This is a genomic window from Arthrobacter terrae (assembly GCF_015708085.1).
In the GTDB taxonomy this organism is placed as follows: Bacteria; Actinomycetota; Actinomycetes; order Actinomycetales; family Micrococcaceae; genus Arthrobacter_M; species Arthrobacter_M terrae.
The window spans coordinates 52,842-71,633 of sequence record NZ_JADNYM010000008.1; the positions used below are offsets into that span (position 1 = coordinate 52,842).

Genomic DNA, 18,792 nt, shown 5'->3' on the forward strand with positions numbered 1-18,792 from the left:
ACTCGCCCGGGCGGGCCATCACGCCGGGGATGGGGACCGGGGAAAATTTCCGGTCAGGTAATGCTGCAGCGTCGGCGCCAGGAGGGAGATGACCTCCTCGCCGGATGCGGAAACCAGCGGTTCCAGCTTGAGGATGTAACGGGTCATCAACAGGCCGATCAGCGCACTTGCCGCGAGGGCTCCGCGCAGTTGACGATCGGCTGCGTTGCCGGCCAGGTCGGTCAGCAGGGCAGCAATTATTCGTTTTGTCAGCACCTGGCGCAGCAGCTCTGCATTAGGTGCGGAACTTACGGCGCCGCGCAGCAGCGCAATCAGGGCAGGTTGTGCGGAGGATTCCCAGAGGCCAAGAACCGCGCGAAGGAGGGTTTCGCCGCGGACCTCCGGCACGGTGCGCGCGACTGCGGCCAGGACCGACTCCGGATCAGCGGGGAGCTCAATGCAGGAAACAAAGAGCTCGTCCTTGTCCCGGAAATAGTGATGCACCAGCGCGGAATCCACTCCGGCGTCCCGGGCGATGGCCCGCATGCTCGTAGCGTCGTAACCCTGCTCGGCGAACAGCTTCCGGGCGCTGTCCAGGATCGTCGCACGGCTGTTTCCAGTGCCGCGCCGTCGTCCGGGCCGCGGCGCGTCCGCCGTCACGGCGTACGTCTGCGCAGGGTGGGGGACGCCAGCAGCAGCACCGCGAGAACAAAGCCGACCATCACCAGCAAATCTGCGGTCATGGTCGCGGTGGATGTTGCGTGTGCGGCGATTTCCTGCAGGGCGTCTACCGAATAGCTCAAAGGGAGCACATTCGAGATTAGCTCCAGGATGGGATTCATCTGATCCCGAGGGACAAAGAGACCGCAGAGCAGAATCTGCGGGATCACTACCACCGGCATGAATTGCACTGCTTGGAATTCGGTCCGCGCAAAGGCGGAGCACAGCAGTCCCAGTGCTACCCCCAGCACTGAGTTCAGTACCGCCACGACGACCACCCAGCCGGGATTACCCCTGATATCCATTCCGAAGACCCAATAGGCGACGGCTGTGGCGAACAGAGACTGCAGGGCTGCCATGATGGAAAAAGCCAATGCGTAACCGAATAACAGGTCTGCCTTATGAATGGGCGTCGTCAGCAGCCGCTCCAAAGTTCCTGACGTCCGCTCGCGCAGCATAGTGATGGAGGTGACCAGGAACATCACTACGAAGGGGAAGATAGCCAGCATCATCAGGCCCACCCGGTCGAAGGTGCGCGGCACGCCCGGTGGCAGCGTTTCATTTTCGAACAGGTAGTAGACAAAGGCCAACAGCACGGCCGGAACCACCAGGATCAGGGCTATGCTGCGGGGGTCAGCGCGCAGCTGCCGGAGGACGCGGGCAGCGGTTGCGCCCAGCATCGATGGATTCATGCCGCACCACGCCGGCCGGCAATGTCCGCCTGGATCATGTGCAGGAAGGCAAGTTCAAGGTCCTCTGTTGCCCCGCGGACGCGGAGCTCGTCGGGGGTGAGCCGGGCCAGTAATCGGCCCGCACGCAAGAGAAGCAGGGTGTCGCAGTGGCTGGCTTCTTCCATGACGTGGCTGGAGATGATCAACGTCGTGCCGCCGGCGGCGAGCCGGGCGAAGCGCTCCCAGAGTTCCGCCCGCAGCACCGGGTCCAGCCCGACCGTTGGCTCATCCAGGACCAACAGGCGAGGCTCCGAGACGAGGGCGCAGGCCAGCGAAACGCGGCTGAACTGACCGCCGGACAGGTCCGCCGTCCGGCGTTTTGCCAGCGTGCCCAGTCCGACGGCGTCGATCGCCTCCCTGGCCTGCGCCCGGTTTCGCCCGTGCATGGCACCGAAGTAGCGGACATTGTCCTCAACGCTCAGATCCCGGTAGACACTTGGTGCCTGGGTAACATAACCGACCTCGTGGCGCAGTTCCGGGCTGCCCGCAGCCTTATTGAGCACTTGGACGGAACCCGATGTGACGCGTTGGACCCCAACGATCGCACGCATCAGAGTGGTCTTGCCGCTTCCCGAAGGTCCCAGCAGGCCGGTGATGCGCCCGGTAGGAATGCTGAAGTCCACGTCGTTCAGGACCATGGTTTTGCCTCGAAGCACATGCAGTGCGCGGACTTCGACGCTGGGCACGGTGTGGCGGCCCATACGATCCTCCTGGGGAACTGCGGATTAATTCATCAACTGATGAATTCCAAGGTAGGCCCGGGGGATACCCATGTCCAGAGGCAGGCTTCAGGCGTTCTGCCTTTGGAAGGTACGTTCAGCACCGGCATCAGCATGTGGTGTGCGGTGGAAACCGGTAGATTGGAAGTCGCCCGATTTGTCGCGAATTGCCCGGTAGCTGCCGGGAACCACGGGTGCGTTCAACCAACATCTCAAGAAACGGAATTCCGCGTGGTCCTTCGACTTTCCAGCCTCTTCCTTCGCACCCTGCGCGAAGACCCCGCCGAAGCCGAGGTGGCCAGCCACAAGCTGCTGCTGCGTGCCGGCTACATCCGCCGCGCTGCCCCCGGCATCTACACGTGGCTGCCACTGGGACTGCGCGTACTGCGCAAGGTGGAGGAAATCATCCGGGAGGAAATGGCATCCATCGGTGCGCAGGAGGTGCATTTCCCGGCGTTGCTGCCCAAGGAACCCTATGAAGTCACCAACAGGTGGACCGAATATGGTGACGGCATTTTCCGTTTGAAGGACCGCAAGGGAGCGGATTACCTGCTGGCGCCCACACATGAGGAAATGTTCACCCTGCTGGTCAAGGATCTGTACAGCTCCTACAAGGATCTGCCGCTGAGCATTTACCAGATCCAGAACAAGTACCGCGATGAGGCGCGTCCGCGGGCGGGCCTGCTGCGCGGACGGGAGTTCATCATGAAGGATTCCTATTCCTTCGACATTGACGACGACGGCCTGGAAGCCAGCTATCAGGCGCACCGGGGTGCCTACTTGCGGATCTTCGAACGCCTCGGCCTGAATATTATCCCCGTTGCTGCTACAGCCGGTGCCATGGGTGGGTCCAAAAGTGAAGAGTTTCTGCACCCAACAGCGATCGGGGAGGACACATTCGTGCGCTCCGCGGGCGGTTACGCGGCAAATGTTGAAGCCGTCTCGACGGTACCGCCTGCGGAGATTGATTTCAGTACGGCGCCCGCGGCACGGGTTCTGGATACGCCTGCGACCCCCACAATCGCGACCCTGGTGGACGCAGCCAATACGATTGCCCCCCGCAGCGCTGGCCCGTGGACTGCCGCCGACACGCTGAAAAATGTCGTGCTCGCAGTGGACCTGCCCACCGGTGAACGGCAGATCGTCGTCGTCGGCCTTCCCGGGGACCGGGCGGTGGACCTCAAACGCATTGAAGCCAACATTGGCACTTACCTGCCGACGGCGGGCGAAATCGGTGTCGAGGCCGCCAACGCGGAAGATCTCGAGAAACATGCGCTGCTGGTCAAGGGGTATATCGGGCCGGGCCTGAGCCTGGATGCTGCGGTGCTGGGTTCCGAAGGAAGCAGTAAACTGCTCTACCTGGTGGATCCACGGGTGGTCTCGGGGAGTTCCTGGATCACCGGGGCTAATGAGAGCGGGAAACATGTTTTCGGGCTGGTCGCCGGCCGTGACTTCGGCTGGGACGGCACCATCGAAGCTGTGGAGGTCCGTGCCGGGGACGAAGCTCCGGATGGTTCCGGCCCCTTAGAAGCCGCACGGGGCATTGAGATGGGGCACATTTTCCAGCTCGGCCGCAAGTATGCGCAGGCGCTGGATTTGAGGGTATTGGATCGTAACGGCAAGCTGGCGGTGGTGACCATGGGGTCCTACGGGGTCGGCGTGACCCGCGCCGTTGCCGCGCTGGCGGAGTCGAACCACGATGACAAGGGCCTTATCTGGCCGCGTTCGGTCGCCCCCGCGGATGTCCATATTGTCGCCGTCGGACGGGGCGAGGAGATTTTCGCTGCTGCGCAGAAGCTGGCCGATGACTTCGAAGCGGCAGGCCTGGAGGTCATTTACGATGACCGTCCGAAGGTCTCGCCCGGTGTGAAGTTCTCCGATGCCGAGCTGATCGGAGTCCCCACTATTCTGGCCGTTGGCCGTGGCCTGGTGGACGGTGCAGTCGAAATCAAAGACCGCGCGACGGGTGAAGCCGAGAATATTGCGGTCTCGGATGCAGTGCAGTACGTGCTCAGCACCGCCGGCCGGTGATTTCCGGCTTCGAAAACCTGCAGCTGGCCACGATCATTCTGGTGATCGTGGCCGGCTTCGCAGCCGGCTGGGTTGATGCAGTCGTCGGTGGCGGGGGTCTGATCCAGCTTCCCGTCATGCTGATGATTCCCGGCATTACTCCCGTGCAGGCGCTGGCGACCAACAAAATGGGCTCTATTTTTGGCACGACCACCAGCGCCGTGACGTATTACCGGCGGGTGGGACCGGACCTCAAGACGGCCATCCCAATGGCGGTGGTAGCCCTCGGCGGGAGCTTTGGTGGAGCGGTACTGGCCGCCCATCTGCCGCAGTCCGTGTTTAAACCGATCATCGTCGCCGCTCTCATTGCGGTGGCGGTCTTCACCGCACTGAAGCCAAATGTCGGCGAACTGACAGCGCTGCGGCACACGGGCCACCGGCACTACGTTTTGGCCTGCATCATCGGCGCGGTAATCGGTTTCTACGATGGACTGATCGGACCGGGAACCGGTTCTTTCCTGATCATTGCCTTGGTGACCCTGATGGGCTACGCATTCCTGGAGGCCAGTGCCAAGGCCAAGATCGTCAATATGGCAACGAACGTCGGTGCACTGCTGTTTTTCCTCCCGCATGGTTCGCTGCTGTGGGGGGTGGGCCTGCTGCTCGGCGGGGCGAATATGGCCGGCGGGTATCTTGGCGCCCGTACCGCCGTCCGGCAGGGCAGCGGCTTCATCCGGATAGTGTTCCTGCTGGTGGTCGGCGTCCTGATCGTCAAACTTGGCTTCGACGTCTGGAATGAGAACTTCGCGCACCGTTAGCGACCCGCCGGGGTTTTGAGCTACGGTGTTCTGCAGTCACAAGGTCTTAAGCTCGTGGGCCGCCGGCAGCCAGGACAGTGTCCTCCCGGCCAGGGTGCTGGCCACCCAGAGTGACCTTTGAGCGTCGCCCGACGCCGCACTACCGGAGCTGATGCTGCCAGGCTGCGCCCTGTCGGCTAAATAGCAGAGCGCATTGTCCACCTCACGCGCAATAGTCCACTGCCGGGCAATCTCGTAGTCCAGCCCGGCAGCAGCACAAAGATCCGCGCAGCGTTGGCGCAACGCTGCCTGTGGATCCGCCCTGGAAAGCTCCGGAATCCGGTTCCACAGGCAGGGAGCTACCGCAAACTCCGCCTCGCCTACCGTCGGTTGCGGGTCGATTGCTGCGTAGCCCGCATTCGCGGGCCGGCCGAGGATATTCATAAAATGCAGATCGGAATGCACCAGGACATCCCGGGATGACCGTCGGCCCACCGCCCCGCGGGTCTGGCATACCTCCAGCGCCGCTTCCAGGAGCCAGCGGTCAAAGGGCCGTCCCAGCTCATCCCAATCGGCCGGCAAATCGTCACTCCAGCGCTCGGCAGTGTCCGCGATGTGGGAAAGCCCGGACCAGCCCGGCTCGAGCTTAGGGACTATCGACAATAGCCGCACTATGCCGCCCCAGATCTCAACAGCCGAATTCAGATCGCACACCTGCAGGGAGCGAAAGGCGTCCAGCCGTTCCAGCACCATCGCGCAATCACCGGCATTGTGATGAAGCAGGCGTACTGCCCCATGTCCGGCCCACCATTGCAAAGCCAACGGCTCCAAGCGGGTCTCGGCCGAGGGGTAGGCGACCTTCAGGACTGCCGGTGTACCGTCGTCGGCCTTCACCGGAAGCACGATGCCGGTCCTGCCGTTCCACGGTTCCAGGCCCGACGGCAGATCCACTGTGAGATTCCAACGCTGCAGGGACGCATCCAGCAGCCCGGGCAGGCTCGCCAGCCACGTGCGCCGGACGCTGCTGGTGGCGTAACGTCTTCGCAGATCGGCGGGAATCGGTATGACGGCGGTCACAGTCCATAGCCTACTGCGCAAATGGTCCGCCGGTGGCGGATCAGCCGCCGACCAGGCCGCTGGCGCCGAGCAGATTGCCGATGGCATAGGTGGCCGCCAGTGCCAGGGCCCCACCAATGACCACCCGCCACGCGGCACGCGTTCGCGAGCCACCGCCGATCCGCGCCCCGAGCCAACCGGTGGCGCCGAGGGCGATCAGTACGGCGAGGAAGGTAACGGGCACGCGCCAGCCTTCCGGTGGCAGCAGAATCGCCGCCAGCGGCAGGATCGCACCGAGGGTGAACGCGACCGCCGACGCTATTGCGGCGTGCCACGGACTGACGACGTCGTCCTCGTTAATGTTGAGCTCGATGGCTAGATGCGCGGCCAGGGCGTCCCCGGCCGTGAGTTCCTCCGCGACCAGCGCAGCGGTTGCCGGGCTGAGGCCCTTGGCCTGGTACATCGACGCCAACTCGGCAAGTTCTTCGTCGGGCTGTTCGGCGAGCTCGCGGCGCTCCTTGGCGATCAAATCCCGCTGGCTGTCGCTCTGGCTGCTGACCGAGACATATTCGCCCAGTGCCATGGAGATGGCTCCGCCGACCAGTCCTGCCATCCCCGCGGTCAGAATCGGTCCCGTGCTGGTGGTCGCGCCGGCAACCCCGACGACGATGGCAGCTACGGAAACTATGCCGTCGTTGGCGCCGAGCACGCCGGCCCTAAGCCAATTGAGCCGCTGCGCGGTGTCCTGCTGGTGCGGCTCATTGTCATGCGTGGAGAGTCCCTGCGCTTCGCTCATGGGTTAAGCCAACCACTCGTCATTGGGCACCGCCAGCAAGGGAAGGATGCCCTAGTTTAGCCAACCCTATTTTTGCATCCGGCTGGGCGCCGCCGGCGGGGCGTCCGGTAGGTCGATTCCCGGCAAGGGCACTTCGGGCGGCCCCCAGCTCCAGCGGTGCCGGGCGTTCTGAACCAACGCCATAATGGCCGTCGTGCGCACGACAGGGGTTGAGCCGCCGCCGGCGGGATCGCTGAGCGCCAGCAGTTGTGCATAGACGGTGGCAAGCTGGTCCTCCAAGGCTGCCAGCGCAGCGGCAGGAGCTGCGGTGAATCCCGGTGCCAACTCGTAGCCGGGTTGGAGTACCGGTTGTGGAAGGCACCGTGTGGAGAGCAAATCCTGCAGCGACGAAAGAGTCGATTCATGATCCGACAGAAGGTGCACGGCTAAACGCGAGGTCGGGTCTGTCAGGCGCGTCGCTGCTACCTGATATGCATAGATGGCCTTGTGTTCGGCTTCCACCGCGGTCAGCAGGGCCTGGTCTTCGTTGACCCCCGCAGGCGCTGCTTGCTGCGTGGCGCAGGGTGCGGGTGTGGATGCGGGCGCCGGGACCGCCGTGGCGAAGATGCCGGGAGTTTCGGGCGTGCCACTTGCCCCGCCGGGTCCTTGCCCGCCGGGTCCTGCCCCGCCGGGTTCTGCCAAATTAAGTGTGCTCGAAGCATCCAGATAGGGGGACTGCGGAACCGGGAGCCCCAGATCGCCGGCGAGTGAGCGGGCCTGCATGAGGGCAGCTGTACCTCCCGACGCCAGTACTCGCGCCATGCCGCCAGGTGCCGTACGGGCCGCTGTGAGAGAGGCAGTGCTGGCGTCCACCAGCCCTTGGATCAGTTCCGGGATGCCCGCCGGCGCGGCCTGGGTTTCATTCGTCTGCTCCGCCGTTGACGCCGCCGCAGTGGCGGAACCCGGGGTTTCGTCGCTGCGGAGCGACAGCGCGGCCGCGTACGCATCCAGCATGGTCCTGGCGTTGCGGAGCTTTAGGACGACGGCGGGCACGCTTGCCGTCGCCTGCAGCGCAGCGGCGGAACCGGCCAGGGTCGTGACACGATTTAGCGCGTCTGCTCTCGCCAGCCCGCTGGCCGACGGCCCGCCCGCCTCGCCTGGTTTAACACTGACAACGACGGTCCCCATCCCAAGGACGATGGCGCCCGTGAGCAGCAGCAGGAGCAGCCGCCGCACAATACGTCCCGCTCTGTGCAGGTTTGTGCCCGTCGCCTGAATCCTGGACGGGGGCGTGACTTTCGTCTCCACCGGAGCACTTAGCTGGTCATCAGCTCCCGCGCGCCGCAGCCCGGTACGTCGGGTGCGGCGTGGAGTCGAGGAGGATGTGGCTGCCCGCTGGCGGGCGTCATCGTCGGCGGCCCAGTCGGCGGGGGAGCGGGAGTCGGTCACAACACTTGATGATGTCACGACGGGCGGCTCCGCACCCACAGCAGCACCCACAGCCGCATGCACAGCCGCGTCGCAGCCGCCGGTGTTTAGCCAACTACGCGTGCTGTTGAGGAAGGTCCCGGTTCACCGGATCGGCCGGGAATTCGGTAGGCTATTGGCTACAACATCATCTAACCGGGAGGCGGCAAACTCATGACCCAGCCGAATCGGCCCAACGCTCACGGTGCGTCCGACAATCTGCATTCGGACAGCCCCTCGGATGGTGGAAACCTTGCCGGCACCGCGGAAGCACGGCGGCTCTTTGACCTGCTTAACCCCACGGTCGCCAACCATGGGCTCTTCCTTGAGGACGTGAACGTCCATCTTGCCGGGGCGCACCGGACGGTTAGCGTCGTCGTCGACCTTGAACAGAATCTTCGCGGCGGAGTCGGCATGGACGTGATCGCGGCAATTTCCCGTGAGCTCTCCGACGTCCTGGATGCGGATCCGCAGGATGACGGCCGCCCCTTCGACCTGGAAGTGTCTTCCCCCGGTGTGGGCCGGCCACTGACCGAGCGTCGTCACTGGTACCGCGCCCGCGGCCGAATGGTGAAGGTCAATGTGGTTGCGGGCGAGAACGTGACCGGAAGACTGCTGGAGGTCGACGACGACGGTGTAACTGTCCGTCCGGAGCTGACCGTCAAAAAAGGAATGAAGCCCAAACAGGGCAATCCGCAACAGATAGCTTTTGATAAAATCCGCCGGGGCACGGTCGAAGTTGAGTTCAGCCATCTGGACGAGGCCGGTCCCGAAGCGGGGCTGCATGAAGATTTTGGTCCGACCGCAGGTGCGGTCGATGGAGAGGAAAGCTGACATGGATATCGATATGAGCGCGCTGAGATTGTTGGAGCGTGAACGCGAGATCCCGCTGGATCTGCTGATTCCCACGATCGAACAGGCACTGCTGGTGGCCTACCACAAGTCCCCGGGAGCGATCACCGCGGCACGGGCAGAACTGGACCGCAAGAACGGGCACGTCACTATTTGGGCCGCGGAGCTCGATGAAGAAGGAACCGCAGTCGGCGAATTTGATGACACTCCCGCCGGTTTTGGCCGGATCGCGGCAAGTACGGCACGGCAGATTATTCTGCAGCGTCTGCGCGACGTTGAAGACGACAACGTGCTGGGTGAATTCCGCGGCAAGGAAGGCGAGCTGGTTTCCGGCCAGATCCAGCAGGGCCATAATCCAAAGATGGTCCAGGTGAACCTGGGCTCGGTGGAGGCCCTACTGCCTCCCACGGAGCAGGTCCCGGGCGAGCAGTACAAGCACGGGAACCGCATCCGGGCCTTCGTCATTGACGTGCGCCGCGGGCTCAAGGGCCCCTCGATTACGCTGTCCCGGTCCCACCCGGGACTGGTGCGGAAATTGTTCGAGCTGGAAGTCCCGGAAATCGCCGACAGGTCGGTGGAGATCGTGGCGCTGGCGAGGGAGGCCGGGCACCGGACCAAGATCGCAGTGCTCGCCCATCAGCCCGGGATCAACGCCAAGGGCGCCTGCATTGGCGAAATGGGCTCCCGTGTGCGCGCTGTCATGAGCGAGCTCAACGATGAGAAGATCGACATCGTCGATTTCAGCGAGAATTCAGCGACCTTCATTGCGAATTCGCTCTCACCGTCCAAGGTTATTTCCGTCACGATCACCGACGCGGATACCCGCAGCGCCCGCGTCGTTGTTCCGGACTACCAACTTTCGCTGGCGATCGGTAAGGAAGGGCAAAACGCGCGTTTGGCTGCCAAGCTCACCGGCTGGCGCATCGACATCGTTTCCGATGCGGCCGTTGACGCAACCCAATAGCTGTCCCTTCCGGCTCCTTGGCCATCAGGGGGCGCCCCCAACAGCTTCGCTGCGCCGGTTTAGGATCACTACGCCCTAAGCGCTAGAATGGCTGTGACCGGGTCAGCGACCGTCAACTCCCATTTGAGGCAATTGCAGTGTTTGAAGCTCCATTGGTGGGTCAAACACAGACTCTACCGTTGCGCACATGTGTTGGTTGCCGTCGTCGTGATACCCAGTCGAAGTTACTGCGGATGGTGCGGGAAACATCTGCCGACGGCATTATCGCCGCGGTAGCTGACCCACACCGTCGTCGCTGGGGCAGGGGTGCCTGGTTGCACCCGAGCCCTCAGTGCCTTGCGCTGGCGCTCAAGCGACGTGCCATTGGCCGCGCCCTTCCGGGCGTCGTCGACTGTTCGTCGGTGCAGAACCGGATACGCGATGAGGGTTCCACCGAAATGCTGGTGGAACAGCAGTAACTGCAGACCTAGAACTGTCCAACCTGAAAGCGGGTCAGAAAACTGATGGAAACCCGATGAGTACCCAGCGATGAGTGCCCAACGATGAGTGATTTTTTATGCTCTCACACCGCACATTCCAGCATGGAGTGTCGCATTAAGAATTAGAGGCTCGTACCTGTCCGGTGCGGGCCAAGACAGGAGAAATGTGGCCAAGGCCCGCGTACACGAGCTAGCAAAAGAGCTCGGCATCACCTCTAAGGAAGCTGTCACCAAGCTTCAGGAATTGGGCGAGTTTGTCCGTTCCGCTTCCTCGACCATTGAGGCACCCGTCGTGAAGAAGCTTCGCGACGCGTTCCCTGCGGCGCCCAAGGCAGCTGCCGGGTCCAATGGGACAGGGTCTGCCCCGGCAGCAGCTGCTCCCGCAGCAGCCGCACCGGCAGCGAAGTCCGGCCCGAAGCCGGCCGGACAGTCTGCCGCCGGGTCTGCGACTCCGGGGCCAGCCACCCCCGGACCCACAGCCCCCGCGGCTCCGGCCCCGGCCGTCCCGGCATTCTCAGAGCCCGCGGCGGCAACGCCTGCCCCCGCTCCGGCAGCAGCTGCTCCGGCAGCAGCTGCTCCGGCAGCCACAGCTCCTGCTGCGCCTGCTCCGGCCAGCTCCGCACCGTCAGCCGCCGCACCAGCAGATGTGGCTCCGCCGGCTGCGGCTGCGCCGTCCGCTGCTCCGTCCGGAGTCAAGCCCGGTGCCCGTCCGGCACCTGCTCCGGCAGCCCCGGCTCCGTCGCGTCCGGCTGCCACAGGCCGGCCAGGTGGCGCTGGTCCGCGTCCGGGTAACAACCCGTTCGCTCCCTCGCAGGGCATGCCACGCTCCGGGCGCCCCGACCGCGGCGAAGGCGAGCGGCCGGCACGTTCGGGTGCCGCTGGTCCGCGTCCTGGCAACAATCCTTTCGCTCCGTCGCAGGGTATGCCCCGTGCCGGAGCTCCACGTTCAGCTGAAGCCGGCACGGGCGGTCCCCGTCCCGCAGCCGGAGCCGGTGGGCCGCGGCCTGCAGCAGGTGCAGGTGGTCCCCGCCCCGGCGCTCCGCGTCCCGGCGGAGCCCGCCCGACTCCGGGTATGATGCCTAACCGCACCGAGCGTCCTGTGGCCCCGGGCCGCGGCAATGACCGCCCCGGCGGAGCTGGCCGTGGACGTCCGGGTGCACCGGGTACCGGTGGTGCTCCGGGTGCAGGCGGCGGGACAGGCGCACCGGCAGGTGGCGGTTTCGGTAAGGGCGGCCGCGGACGCGGCGGGACCCAGGGTGCCTTCGGTAAGGGAGGCGCCGGCCGCGGTAAGCAGCGCAAGTCCAAGCGCGCAAAGCGGCAGGAACTGGAGCAGATGAGTGCTCCGTCGCTGGGCGGCGTGAGCGTGCCCCGTGGCGATGGCAACTCCATTATCCGGTTGCGCCGCGGTTCGTCGATTACTGACTTCGCTGACAAGATCGAGGCGAATCCGGCGGCCCTGGTGACGGTGCTCTTCCACCTCGGTGAGATGGCTACCGCAACCCAGTCCCTGGACGAGGACACCTTTGCCCTGCTCGGCACCGAGCTTGGTTACAAGCTCCAGGTAGTTTCACCGGAGGATGAGGAGCGCGAGCTGCTCAGCAACTTCGACATTGACTTCGAAGCCGAGCTTGAGGCCGAGGGCGACGAGGACCTTGAGGTCCGCCCGCCCGTGGTCACCGTCATGGGCCACGTGGACCATGGTAAGACGCGTCTGCTGGATGCTATCCGTAACTCCGACGTCATGGCCGACGAGCACGGTGGCATCACCCAGCACATCGGTGCCTACCAGATCGTGCACGAGCACGAGGACACCGAGCGCCGCATTACCTTCATTGACACTCCGGGCCACGAGGCGTTCACCGCCATGCGTGCCCGTGGTGCCAAGGTCACCGACATTGCCATCCTGGTGGTCGCCGCCGACGACGGTGTCATGCCGCAGACGGTGGAAGCGCTCAACCATGCGCAGGCAGCCAACGTGCCGATCGTCGTCGCAGTGAACAAGATCGATAAGGAGGGTGCCAACCCGGAGAAGATCCGCGGTCAGCTCACCGAGTATGGTCTGGTTCCCGAGGAATACGGCGGCGACACGATGTTTGTGGATGTATCCGCCCGGGAGAATCTCAATATCAATGAGCTCCTTGAAGCGGTCCTGTTGACCGCGGATGCGGCGCTGGATATGCGGGCCAACCCGAACAAGGATGCCCGCGGTATTGCGATCGAAGCGAACCTGGATAAGGGTCGCGGTGCCGTTGCGACGGTACTGGTTCAGTCCGGTACGCTGCACGTGGGCGACACGATTGTGGCGGGAACCGCGCACGGCCGGGTCCGCGCCATGTTCGATGAGGACGGCGGCAATATCACGGAGGCGGGCCCGTCCCGTCCCGTGCAGGTGCTCGGTCTGTCCAATGTACCGCGTGCCGGCGATACCTTCTTCGTCACCGGAGATGAGCGCACAGCCCGTCAGATCGCTGAAAAGCGTGAGGCTGCGGACCGTAACGCTGCGCTGGCCAAGCGCCGCAAGCGGATTAGCCTGGAAGACTTCGATCAGGCAGTCGCTGCGGGTAAGGTTGACACGCTCAACCTCATCCTCAAGGGTGACGTTTCCGGTGCCGTTGAGGCGCTGGAGGATTCGCTGCTCAAGATCGATGTCGGCGAGGGTGTCCAACTGCGGGTTATCCACCGCGGCGTCGGTGCCATCACGCAGAACGACGTCAACCTGGCCACCGTGGACAATGCGATCATCATTGGCTTCAACGTCAAGCCGGCGGAGCGCGTTGCTGACCTGGCGGACCGTGAAGGCGTCGACATGCGCTTCTACTCGGTCATCTATGGCGCGATCGATGACATTGAGCTGGCTCTGAAGGGCATGCTCAAGCCGGAGTACGAGGAAGTCCAGTTGGGTACCGCGGAGATCCGCGAGATCTTCCGTTCGTCCAAGTTCGGAAACATCGCCGGTTCCATCGTTCGTTCCGGTACCATCCGTCGGAACTCCAAGGCACGCGTGCTGCGCGCCGGCAAAGTTATTGGGGAAAACCTCACCGTGGATTCGCTCAAGCGTTTCAAGGATGACGCCACCGAGGTCAGGGATGGCTTTGAGTGCGGTATCGGTCTGGGGTCGTTCAACGACCTGCAGGCCGAGGACATCATCGAGACGTTCGAGATGCGCGAGAAGCCGCGCGCTTAACATTGGCATCTGAGGTGCGCAAAATGGGGTTGAACAAGCCAAACGGCCCCGTTTTGCGCACCTCACCTGATTGAGGAGAAATTTCATGGCCGATTCGGCACGCGCTGCTAAGTTGGCGCAGCGGATAAAGGTTATTGTCGCTGAGGGTCTGCGCCGGCGGGTCAAGGACCCGAGGGTGGAGGGCGTCACCGTAACGGATGCCCGCGTGACCAACGATCTGCAGCACGCGACAGTGTATTACACGGTGCTCGGTGATGACACAGCCCAGGCGGATGCCAAAGTAGGGCTGGAAAAGGCCCGTGGCGTGCTGCGTCAGGAAGTGGGCAAGAACGTCACGGTGCGGCTGACGCCGACGCTGGAATTCGTCGCCGACGAGATCCCTGTCAATGCCGGCCATCTGGAGGACCTGATCCGGACAGCCAAGGCGCGGGACGCCGAGGTAGCGGCGATTGCGCAGGGCGCGACCTTCGCCGGAGATGCGGATCCGTACAAGAAGGACGACGACGGCGCCGAAGCGGACGACGACGGCGCCCAAACGCAGGAGAAGTAGGCCCGTAGGTTGACCGAAGTACTCGTCAGGGGCGCCCGATCCAAAGACCGGGCGCCCCTGACGTATTTCACAGTGGGGTTTATCTGCGGTCGACGGCGTCAGTCGTCGTACTGGTTCATGGATGGGTAATTCTCGTCGCCGGTGTTGAGCGGGACCTTAATGATCTGGCCCGCGGGCGGAGTCCCGTCACCGGGGAGTGCGTTGACAGTGGCATAGAGCGTCCCGCCGCGGATCGCCACATCGGCCGGCAGTGGAACCGCCAGGAACGGCTGTGCCGTGGAAGTCCCGCGCGGAATCACCGAGATCTGACCGCCGAAAAGTTCGGCGACGTAGATATCTCCGCTCCGGCTGACCGCAAGTCCGGTCGGCGAAACGAGCCCGGAGGCAACCAACCGCACAGTTGAGAACCAGGGACTGACCTTGTATACGCTGCCGCGGGCTCCGAGCGCGGCGCCTTCGGGACCGCCGGGCAGCGTGCTGACGTACAGCCACCCATCCCGGCCCCAGCGGATGTCCGTCGGAACCGGCTCGAAATAGTAGTCGTGGCCTGCTGCGCAGTCGGGAAGCCCGAAGGAAGCTGCGAGGGCAGCAGTAACATGCGTTATGGAGGGCGGGAGGACCGCAACAGTGCGCACCCGTCCGGTGAACTGATTGACGGCGACAATGTCATTGCCGCCCGCGTCGGCTACATAAATCTCGAACAGGCCGGGCTCGGTGGCATAGGGGTGTGAGTCCGTTACGCCGGTGTAGCTGCCGGGGAGCGTGTCGGGGATTTGCTGCAGACAGGCCGCGTCCAGATCACGGAAGCCGTAAGTGACGGATGCATCGGGATTATGCGTGGCCTCATATTGGGCGACATCCGCGATGGAACGCACCTTGCCGGCAGACGTAATGGACTTGATGATGCCGATGTTTGGGGCCGGATCCTCTCCGGCCCCGGCGTTCTCCGCAAAATAGGTCCTGCCGAACCGGGAAGAAACGGCGCCGACCTCATGGCCGGGGACGGACGCCTGGTAGACGGTGCTGACTGCGCCTTTCGCATCCAACTTGTCCAGCGAACCGGCAAAGTTCTGCGTGAAGTAAACGGACTGGGATGAGCCAAGGGTCAGGCTCAGCGGTGATAAGAGCCCGCTGGCCAATGTCTCGGGGACGCCGGGAACCGGTAACGGTTTATTGCCGGCCGCTTGGACCGGACCGGCGCCGAGTCCCACGGCGCCCATTCCCATGAGGGCTGTCAGCGCGGCAACGGTGCTGACCCGGATAATTATTCTGCGCATTTCTGGCTCCAAAGGTGACGTGACTAATGATCGAGACCAATGGTTCGCTGGACGCCCTCCGCATCGCCCGCCCGGGCCCGCCGTTCGCCGCGGGGTTGGGCGGCAAACAACATCAGCTGCGCTCACTGTAGGCTTCTGCGGGAGGTGTGTCATCCATTGTTGCCCTGCCAAACTTCACAGTAAACACTCGGACAGCGTACTGGCACCGTACAGCTCCCGGCTTCTACCATGAATCATGAATACTTTCCAGCAGAGCGCGGAAGAGCAACCGCACGGGGATGGTGACGCAGAGCCGCAACGCCGGCCGCGCGAACGCAGTATCTTCAGCCGCCGTGGCTTCCTGGCCGGTGCCGGGCTAGTGGGCGTAACCGCCGTAGCGACGGCCAGCTATGCCGGACATGATGCCATCTCCGGAGCGTTGACACGGGTAGCCGGCCATCCGGGCGGGGCATCGTCGTCGGGCTCTACGCTCTCCGGCGCTGCGGCGCCGGCCAGCAGCAAGCCGCCGGGACCGGCGGCTCCGCCGGATCGGACATTCGTCAGTACGCAGCTGACTGCGGCGCACGTCTCCAGCTGGGCTACGGCCGCCACCGCGGCCGGGCTGATCTTTGCCGGCCCGCAGGGGCACGGTTCCAGCGGCCTGATCGTGGACAATCATGGTGAACCGCTCTGGATGGAACCAACCGGCGTTGGCGTCACGGACCTGCGCGTTCAGACGTTCGAAGGCAAACCGGTATTGACCTTCTGGACCGGGACGGGAACCGGCGGCCACGGTTTGGGCTCCGGGCGAATATTGGATACCAGCTACCAATCCGTGGCAGAAGTCAATGCCGGCAACGGGCTCAAGGCCGATCTGCACGAGTTTACGCTCACCGAGGCAGGAACGGCTCTGATGATTGCCTACCCCACGGTGCCTTATGACCTGCGGCCGGTGGGAGGACCGGCCAACGGATTCATCTACGACTGCCACGTCCAGGAAATCGATGTCAGGTCCGGCGCAGTGCTCCTGGACTGGTCAGCCGTGGCGCATATCGATATCACCGAAACCTATGTCCATCCGGGGGACAACAATGCCAGCGCGGACGGGACCACGCAGGCGAAGGCGTTTGACCCGTTCCACCTGAACTCCGTGGACGAAAGCGGCGACGCGCTGCTGATCTCCAGCCGCCACACACATGCCCTTTATCTGGTGGATCGTACCGCCGGGACAATACGGTGGCGCCTCGGCGGGAAGCAGAGCGATTTCAACGTCGCGGACAACGCGGCCTTTGCCTGGCAGCACGACGCGCGGCGCAGGTCGGCAACGTCCCTGACGGTATTCGATAATCACTACTCCGAAGGCAGCACCGGAATTTCCCGTGGTCTGCTCCTGAACGTGGACGAGTCGGCGCGGACGGTGACGCTGCAGCAGGAGTTCAGCCACGCCGGCCACCGGGGAAATGCCGAGGGTAATGTGCAGTTGCTCGACAACGGCCATTACCTGGTTGGGTGGGGGGCGGATCCTGCCGTCACGGAGTTCACCCCGGACGGGACAGCGCTTTACGAATCGATTGGCCTGGGGAACGCTTCCTACCGTACCTATCGATGTGCCTGGACCGGGAGACCGGCTTCCTTGCCGGACGTCGCGGTGCTGCCGGGCAACGGCTCCAGCATGCAGGTCTACGCCAGCTGGAACGGCGCCACGGAGGTAGCCAGTTGGCGCTTTCTCACCGGCGCAACGCCGGAGTCGCTGACGCCTGCGGGAACCGTCCCGCGGCGCGGGTTCGAAACCTCGACGGCGGTCGCGGTGGCGGCCAAGGTGGCCGTGCAGGCTCTGCGCAGCGACGGCTCCGTGCTGGCCACCTCCACGGCGGTCAGCACCTAGAGGCGTCCCATATACTGGAAGGCGTGCATTCTGGACTGATCATCGTGGACAAGCCGCCCGGCCTCACCAGCCACGACGTCGTCGCCCGGCTGCGGCGCCTGACCGGAACCCGCAAGGTGGGCCATGCCGGAACCCTCGATCCGATGGCCACCGGGGTCCTGGTGATCGGCATCAACAAGGCCACCCGGCTGCTCACGTACATTGTGGGGACCGCCAAGACATACCGGGCCACCATCCGGCTCGGCGCCAGCACTCTCACGGACGACGCCGAGGGTGAGATCACCGGCAGTACGACGACGGCGCCCGTCACCGATGCGGCAATTCATGCGGGAATCGCCGCCCTCACCGGGGAGATCATGCAGGTCCCCAGCAGCGTCAGTGCTATCAAGGTCAAGGGCGAACGCGCCTATGCACGGGTTCGTGCGGGTGAGGATGTGGTCCTGGCCGCCAGGGGAGTAACCGTGCACAGTTTTCAGCTGCAGGCGATGCACCGGCTCACCGCTAAGAATCCTGCCGGGGAGGAAGCCGAATTCATCGATCTCGACGTTACCGTCGAATGCTCCTCCGGTACCTACATCAGGGCGTTGGCCCGCGATCTTGGGGCCGGGCTCGGCGTTGGCGGTCATTTGACCGCGCTGCGCCGCACCCGGGTGGGACCGTATGACCTCGGACAAGCCAAGACCCTCGAGCAGCTTGAACAGCAGGCGGATAATGACGGCGCGGTGCAGATCCTCGACATCACAGACGCTGCCCGTGCGCTAATGCCGGTCCGGGAACTGACGGACGCCGAGGCTTCTGAGCTGTCCTTTGGCCGGTGGATCGCGCCCAGCCTGACGGGTCTCCATTCCGTAGCACAGCCGGCCGCTGCCTTCCGGCCCGACGGCGAGCTTGTCGCGCTGCTGGCCGATGCGGGCAGCCAGGCCAAGCCCGTTCTGGTCTTCACCCCGGATCTGGGGGCTTAAGCGGTGACGGTGGATGGCTGGTTTACCGCTGCCCTTGTGGTCGGACTGGTTTCCAGCGCGATCTGCGTCATTGCCGCGCTGCTGAAGAAGGGTCCCAACGACGTCACGTTGCTCGCTGTGGCGGCCGTTGAAGTGTTCCTGCTGTGCTATCTGGTGGCCTCGATTGTGCGCACCGCGACCGGAACCGCGATCGCGGGTGCTCCGTGGGAATTCTGGGCATACCTGATCACCGCGATTTCCCTGCCGGTTGCAGGATTCTACTGGGCCATCCTGGAACGCAGTTTCTGGAGCAACTATGTACTGGCTGCAGTGGGAGTCACTGTGGTGGTGATGATGGCCCGGATGGCGCAGATTTGGTACGGCGTGGCAGCACCGGGACCGGGGGCAGCCCTGGGGACAGCACTAG

16 protein-coding genes and 1 pseudogene are annotated in these 18,792 nt (G+C 64.1%); 10 read left to right on the plus strand and 7 right to left on the minus strand.

Annotation, left to right across the window (positions count from 1 at the left end):
• Positions 1–18: 18 nt before the first annotated feature.
• Genes IV500_RS07660 through IV500_RS07670 form a run of 3 tightly spaced genes read right to left on the minus strand, consistent with a single transcriptional unit; the run spans position 19 to position 2,131 of the window.
• Positions 19–639 carry a TetR/AcrR family transcriptional regulator gene (locus IV500_RS07660; RefSeq protein ID WP_196396212.1) on the minus strand — a complete coding sequence of 207 codons (621 nt, stop codon included), beginning with the start codon at positions 637–639 and terminating at the stop codon, positions 19–21.
• On the minus strand, positions 636–1,379 hold the full coding sequence (locus tag IV500_RS07665) for an ABC transporter permease (protein ID WP_196396213.1): 744 nt from the start codon (positions 1,377–1,379) through the stop codon (positions 636–638). Before IV500_RS07665 ends, IV500_RS07660 begins: the two co-directional genes overlap by 4 nt.
• An 8-nt stretch (positions 1,380–1,387) precedes the next feature.
• Positions 1,388–2,131, minus strand: coding sequence for an ABC transporter ATP-binding protein (locus tag IV500_RS07670; RefSeq protein ID WP_196396214.1), 744 nt, complete (start codon positions 2,129–2,131; stop codon positions 1,388–1,390).
• 249 nt (positions 2,132–2,380) lie between these two features.
• Here IV500_RS07670 and IV500_RS07675 point away from each other — a divergent pair, with 249 nt between their 5' ends.
• Both IV500_RS07675 and IV500_RS07680 read left to right on the plus strand, forming a co-directional pair.
• A complete protein-coding gene (locus IV500_RS07675) occupies positions 2,381–4,180 on the plus strand; it encodes a proline--tRNA ligase (protein ID WP_196396215.1) in 1,800 nt (599 codons plus the stop codon).
• Positions 4,177–4,977 carry a sulfite exporter TauE/SafE family protein gene (locus IV500_RS07680; RefSeq protein WP_196396216.1) on the plus strand — a complete coding sequence of 267 codons (801 nt, stop codon included), beginning with the start codon at positions 4,177–4,179 and terminating at the stop codon, positions 4,975–4,977. Before IV500_RS07675 ends, IV500_RS07680 begins: the two co-directional genes overlap by 4 nt.
• A 36-nt stretch (positions 4,978–5,013) precedes the next feature.
• Here the strand turns inward: IV500_RS07680 and IV500_RS07685 are convergent, their stop codons facing one another.
• The 3 genes from IV500_RS07685 to IV500_RS22125 form a co-directional block, all read right to left on the minus strand.
• Positions 5,014–6,033, minus strand: coding sequence for an aminoglycoside phosphotransferase family protein (locus IV500_RS07685; protein ID WP_312875860.1), 1,020 nt, complete (start codon positions 6,031–6,033; stop codon positions 5,014–5,016).
• A 40-nt stretch (positions 6,034–6,073) separates the two neighbouring features.
• Complete coding sequence (locus IV500_RS07690) at positions 6,074–6,808, minus strand: VIT1/CCC1 transporter family protein (RefSeq protein WP_196396218.1); 735 nt, start codon at positions 6,806–6,808, stop codon at positions 6,074–6,076.
• 66 nt (positions 6,809–6,874) lie between these two features.
• Entirely contained in the window at positions 6,875–8,254 is a 1,380-nt protein-coding gene (locus tag IV500_RS22125; protein ID WP_196396219.1) for a DUF4439 domain-containing protein, read from the minus strand.
• Between the two features lie 174 nt (positions 8,255–8,428).
• On the opposite strand from IV500_RS22125, the gene rimP reads away from it, so the two are divergent.
• The 5 genes from rimP to rbfA all read left to right on the plus strand — a co-directional run bounded on the left by rimP (position 8,429) and on the right by rbfA (position 14,283).
• Positions 8,429–9,088, plus strand: coding sequence for a ribosome maturation factor RimP (gene rimP / locus IV500_RS07700; RefSeq protein ID WP_196396220.1), 660 nt, complete (start codon positions 8,429–8,431; stop codon positions 9,086–9,088).
• 1 nt (position 9,089) lies between these two features.
• The gene (nusA, locus tag IV500_RS07705) at positions 9,090–10,070 is read left to right on the plus strand and encodes a transcription termination factor NusA (protein ID WP_196396221.1); all 981 of its coding nucleotides are present in this window, start codon (positions 9,090–9,092) and stop codon (positions 10,068–10,070) included.
• 233 nt (positions 10,071–10,303) lie between these two features.
• Positions 10,304–10,528: a YlxR family protein gene (locus IV500_RS07710; RefSeq protein ID WP_230854648.1), complete on the plus strand. Its 225-nt coding sequence runs from the start codon at positions 10,304–10,306 to the stop codon at positions 10,526–10,528.
• Positions 10,529–10,715: 187 nt separating this feature from the next.
• The gene (infB, locus tag IV500_RS07715; RefSeq protein ID WP_196396222.1) at positions 10,716–13,733 is read left to right on the plus strand and encodes a translation initiation factor IF-2; all 3,018 of its coding nucleotides are present in this window, start codon (positions 10,716–10,718) and stop codon (positions 13,731–13,733) included.
• Between the two features lie 85 nt (positions 13,734–13,818).
• Entirely contained in the window at positions 13,819–14,283 is a 465-nt protein-coding gene (gene rbfA / locus IV500_RS07720; protein ID WP_196396223.1) for a 30S ribosome-binding factor RbfA, read from the plus strand.
• Between the two features lie 98 nt (positions 14,284–14,381).
• Here rbfA and IV500_RS07725 read toward each other — a convergent pair whose 3' ends face one another.
• Positions 14,382–15,560 (minus strand): ScyD/ScyE family protein, encoded by a 1,179-nt coding sequence (locus tag IV500_RS07725; RefSeq protein ID WP_196396224.1) that lies wholly within the window; start codon positions 15,558–15,560, stop codon positions 14,382–14,384.
• A gap of 235 nt (positions 15,561–15,795) precedes the next feature.
• On the opposite strand from IV500_RS07725, the gene IV500_RS21390 reads away from it, so the two are divergent.
• The 3 genes and pseudogenes from IV500_RS21390 to IV500_RS07735 form a co-directional block, all read left to right on the plus strand.
• On the plus strand, positions 15,796–17,424 hold the full coding sequence (locus IV500_RS21390; RefSeq protein ID WP_230854649.1) for an arylsulfotransferase family protein: 1,629 nt from the start codon (positions 15,796–15,798) through the stop codon (positions 17,422–17,424).
• 23 nt (positions 17,425–17,447) lie between these two features.
• Positions 17,448–18,386 carry a tRNA pseudouridine(55) synthase TruB gene (gene truB, locus IV500_RS07730; protein ID WP_312875861.1) on the plus strand — a complete coding sequence of 313 codons (939 nt, stop codon included), beginning with the start codon at positions 17,448–17,450 and terminating at the stop codon, positions 18,384–18,386.
• 9 nt (positions 18,387–18,395) lie between these two features.
• Positions 18,396–18,746, plus strand: a pseudogene (locus IV500_RS07735) (hypothetical protein); the annotation flags it as partial.
• Positions 18,747–18,792: the final 46 nt, after the last annotated feature.

Coding starts and splice junctions, on each gene's coding strand:
- IV500_RS07665 (WP_196396213.1), bottom strand. CDS start 1,379: ATGCTGGGCGCAACCGCTGCCCGCGTCCTCCGGCAGCTGCGCGCTGAC.
- IV500_RS07670 (WP_196396214.1), bottom strand. CDS start 2,131: ATGGGCCGCCACACCGTGCCCAGCGTCGAAGTCCGCGCACTGCATGTG.
- IV500_RS07690 (WP_196396218.1), bottom strand. CDS start 6,808: ATGAGCGAAGCGCAGGGACTCTCCACGCATGACAATGAGCCGCACCAG.
- rimP (WP_196396220.1), top strand. CDS start 8,429: ATGACCCAGCCGAATCGGCCCAACGCTCACGGTGCGTCCGACAATCTG.
- nusA (WP_196396221.1), top strand. CDS start 9,090: ATGGATATCGATATGAGCGCGCTGAGATTGTTGGAGCGTGAACGCGAG.
- IV500_RS07710 (WP_230854648.1), top strand. CDS start 10,304: ATGGTGCGGGAAACATCTGCCGACGGCATTATCGCCGCGGTAGCTGAC.
- rbfA (WP_196396223.1), top strand. CDS start 13,819: ATGGCCGATTCGGCACGCGCTGCTAAGTTGGCGCAGCGGATAAAGGTT.
- IV500_RS07725 (WP_196396224.1), bottom strand. CDS start 15,560: ATGCGCAGAATAATTATCCGGGTCAGCACCGTTGCCGCGCTGACAGCC.
- IV500_RS21390 (WP_230854649.1), top strand. CDS start 15,796: ATGAATACTTTCCAGCAGAGCGCGGAAGAGCAACCGCACGGGGATGGT.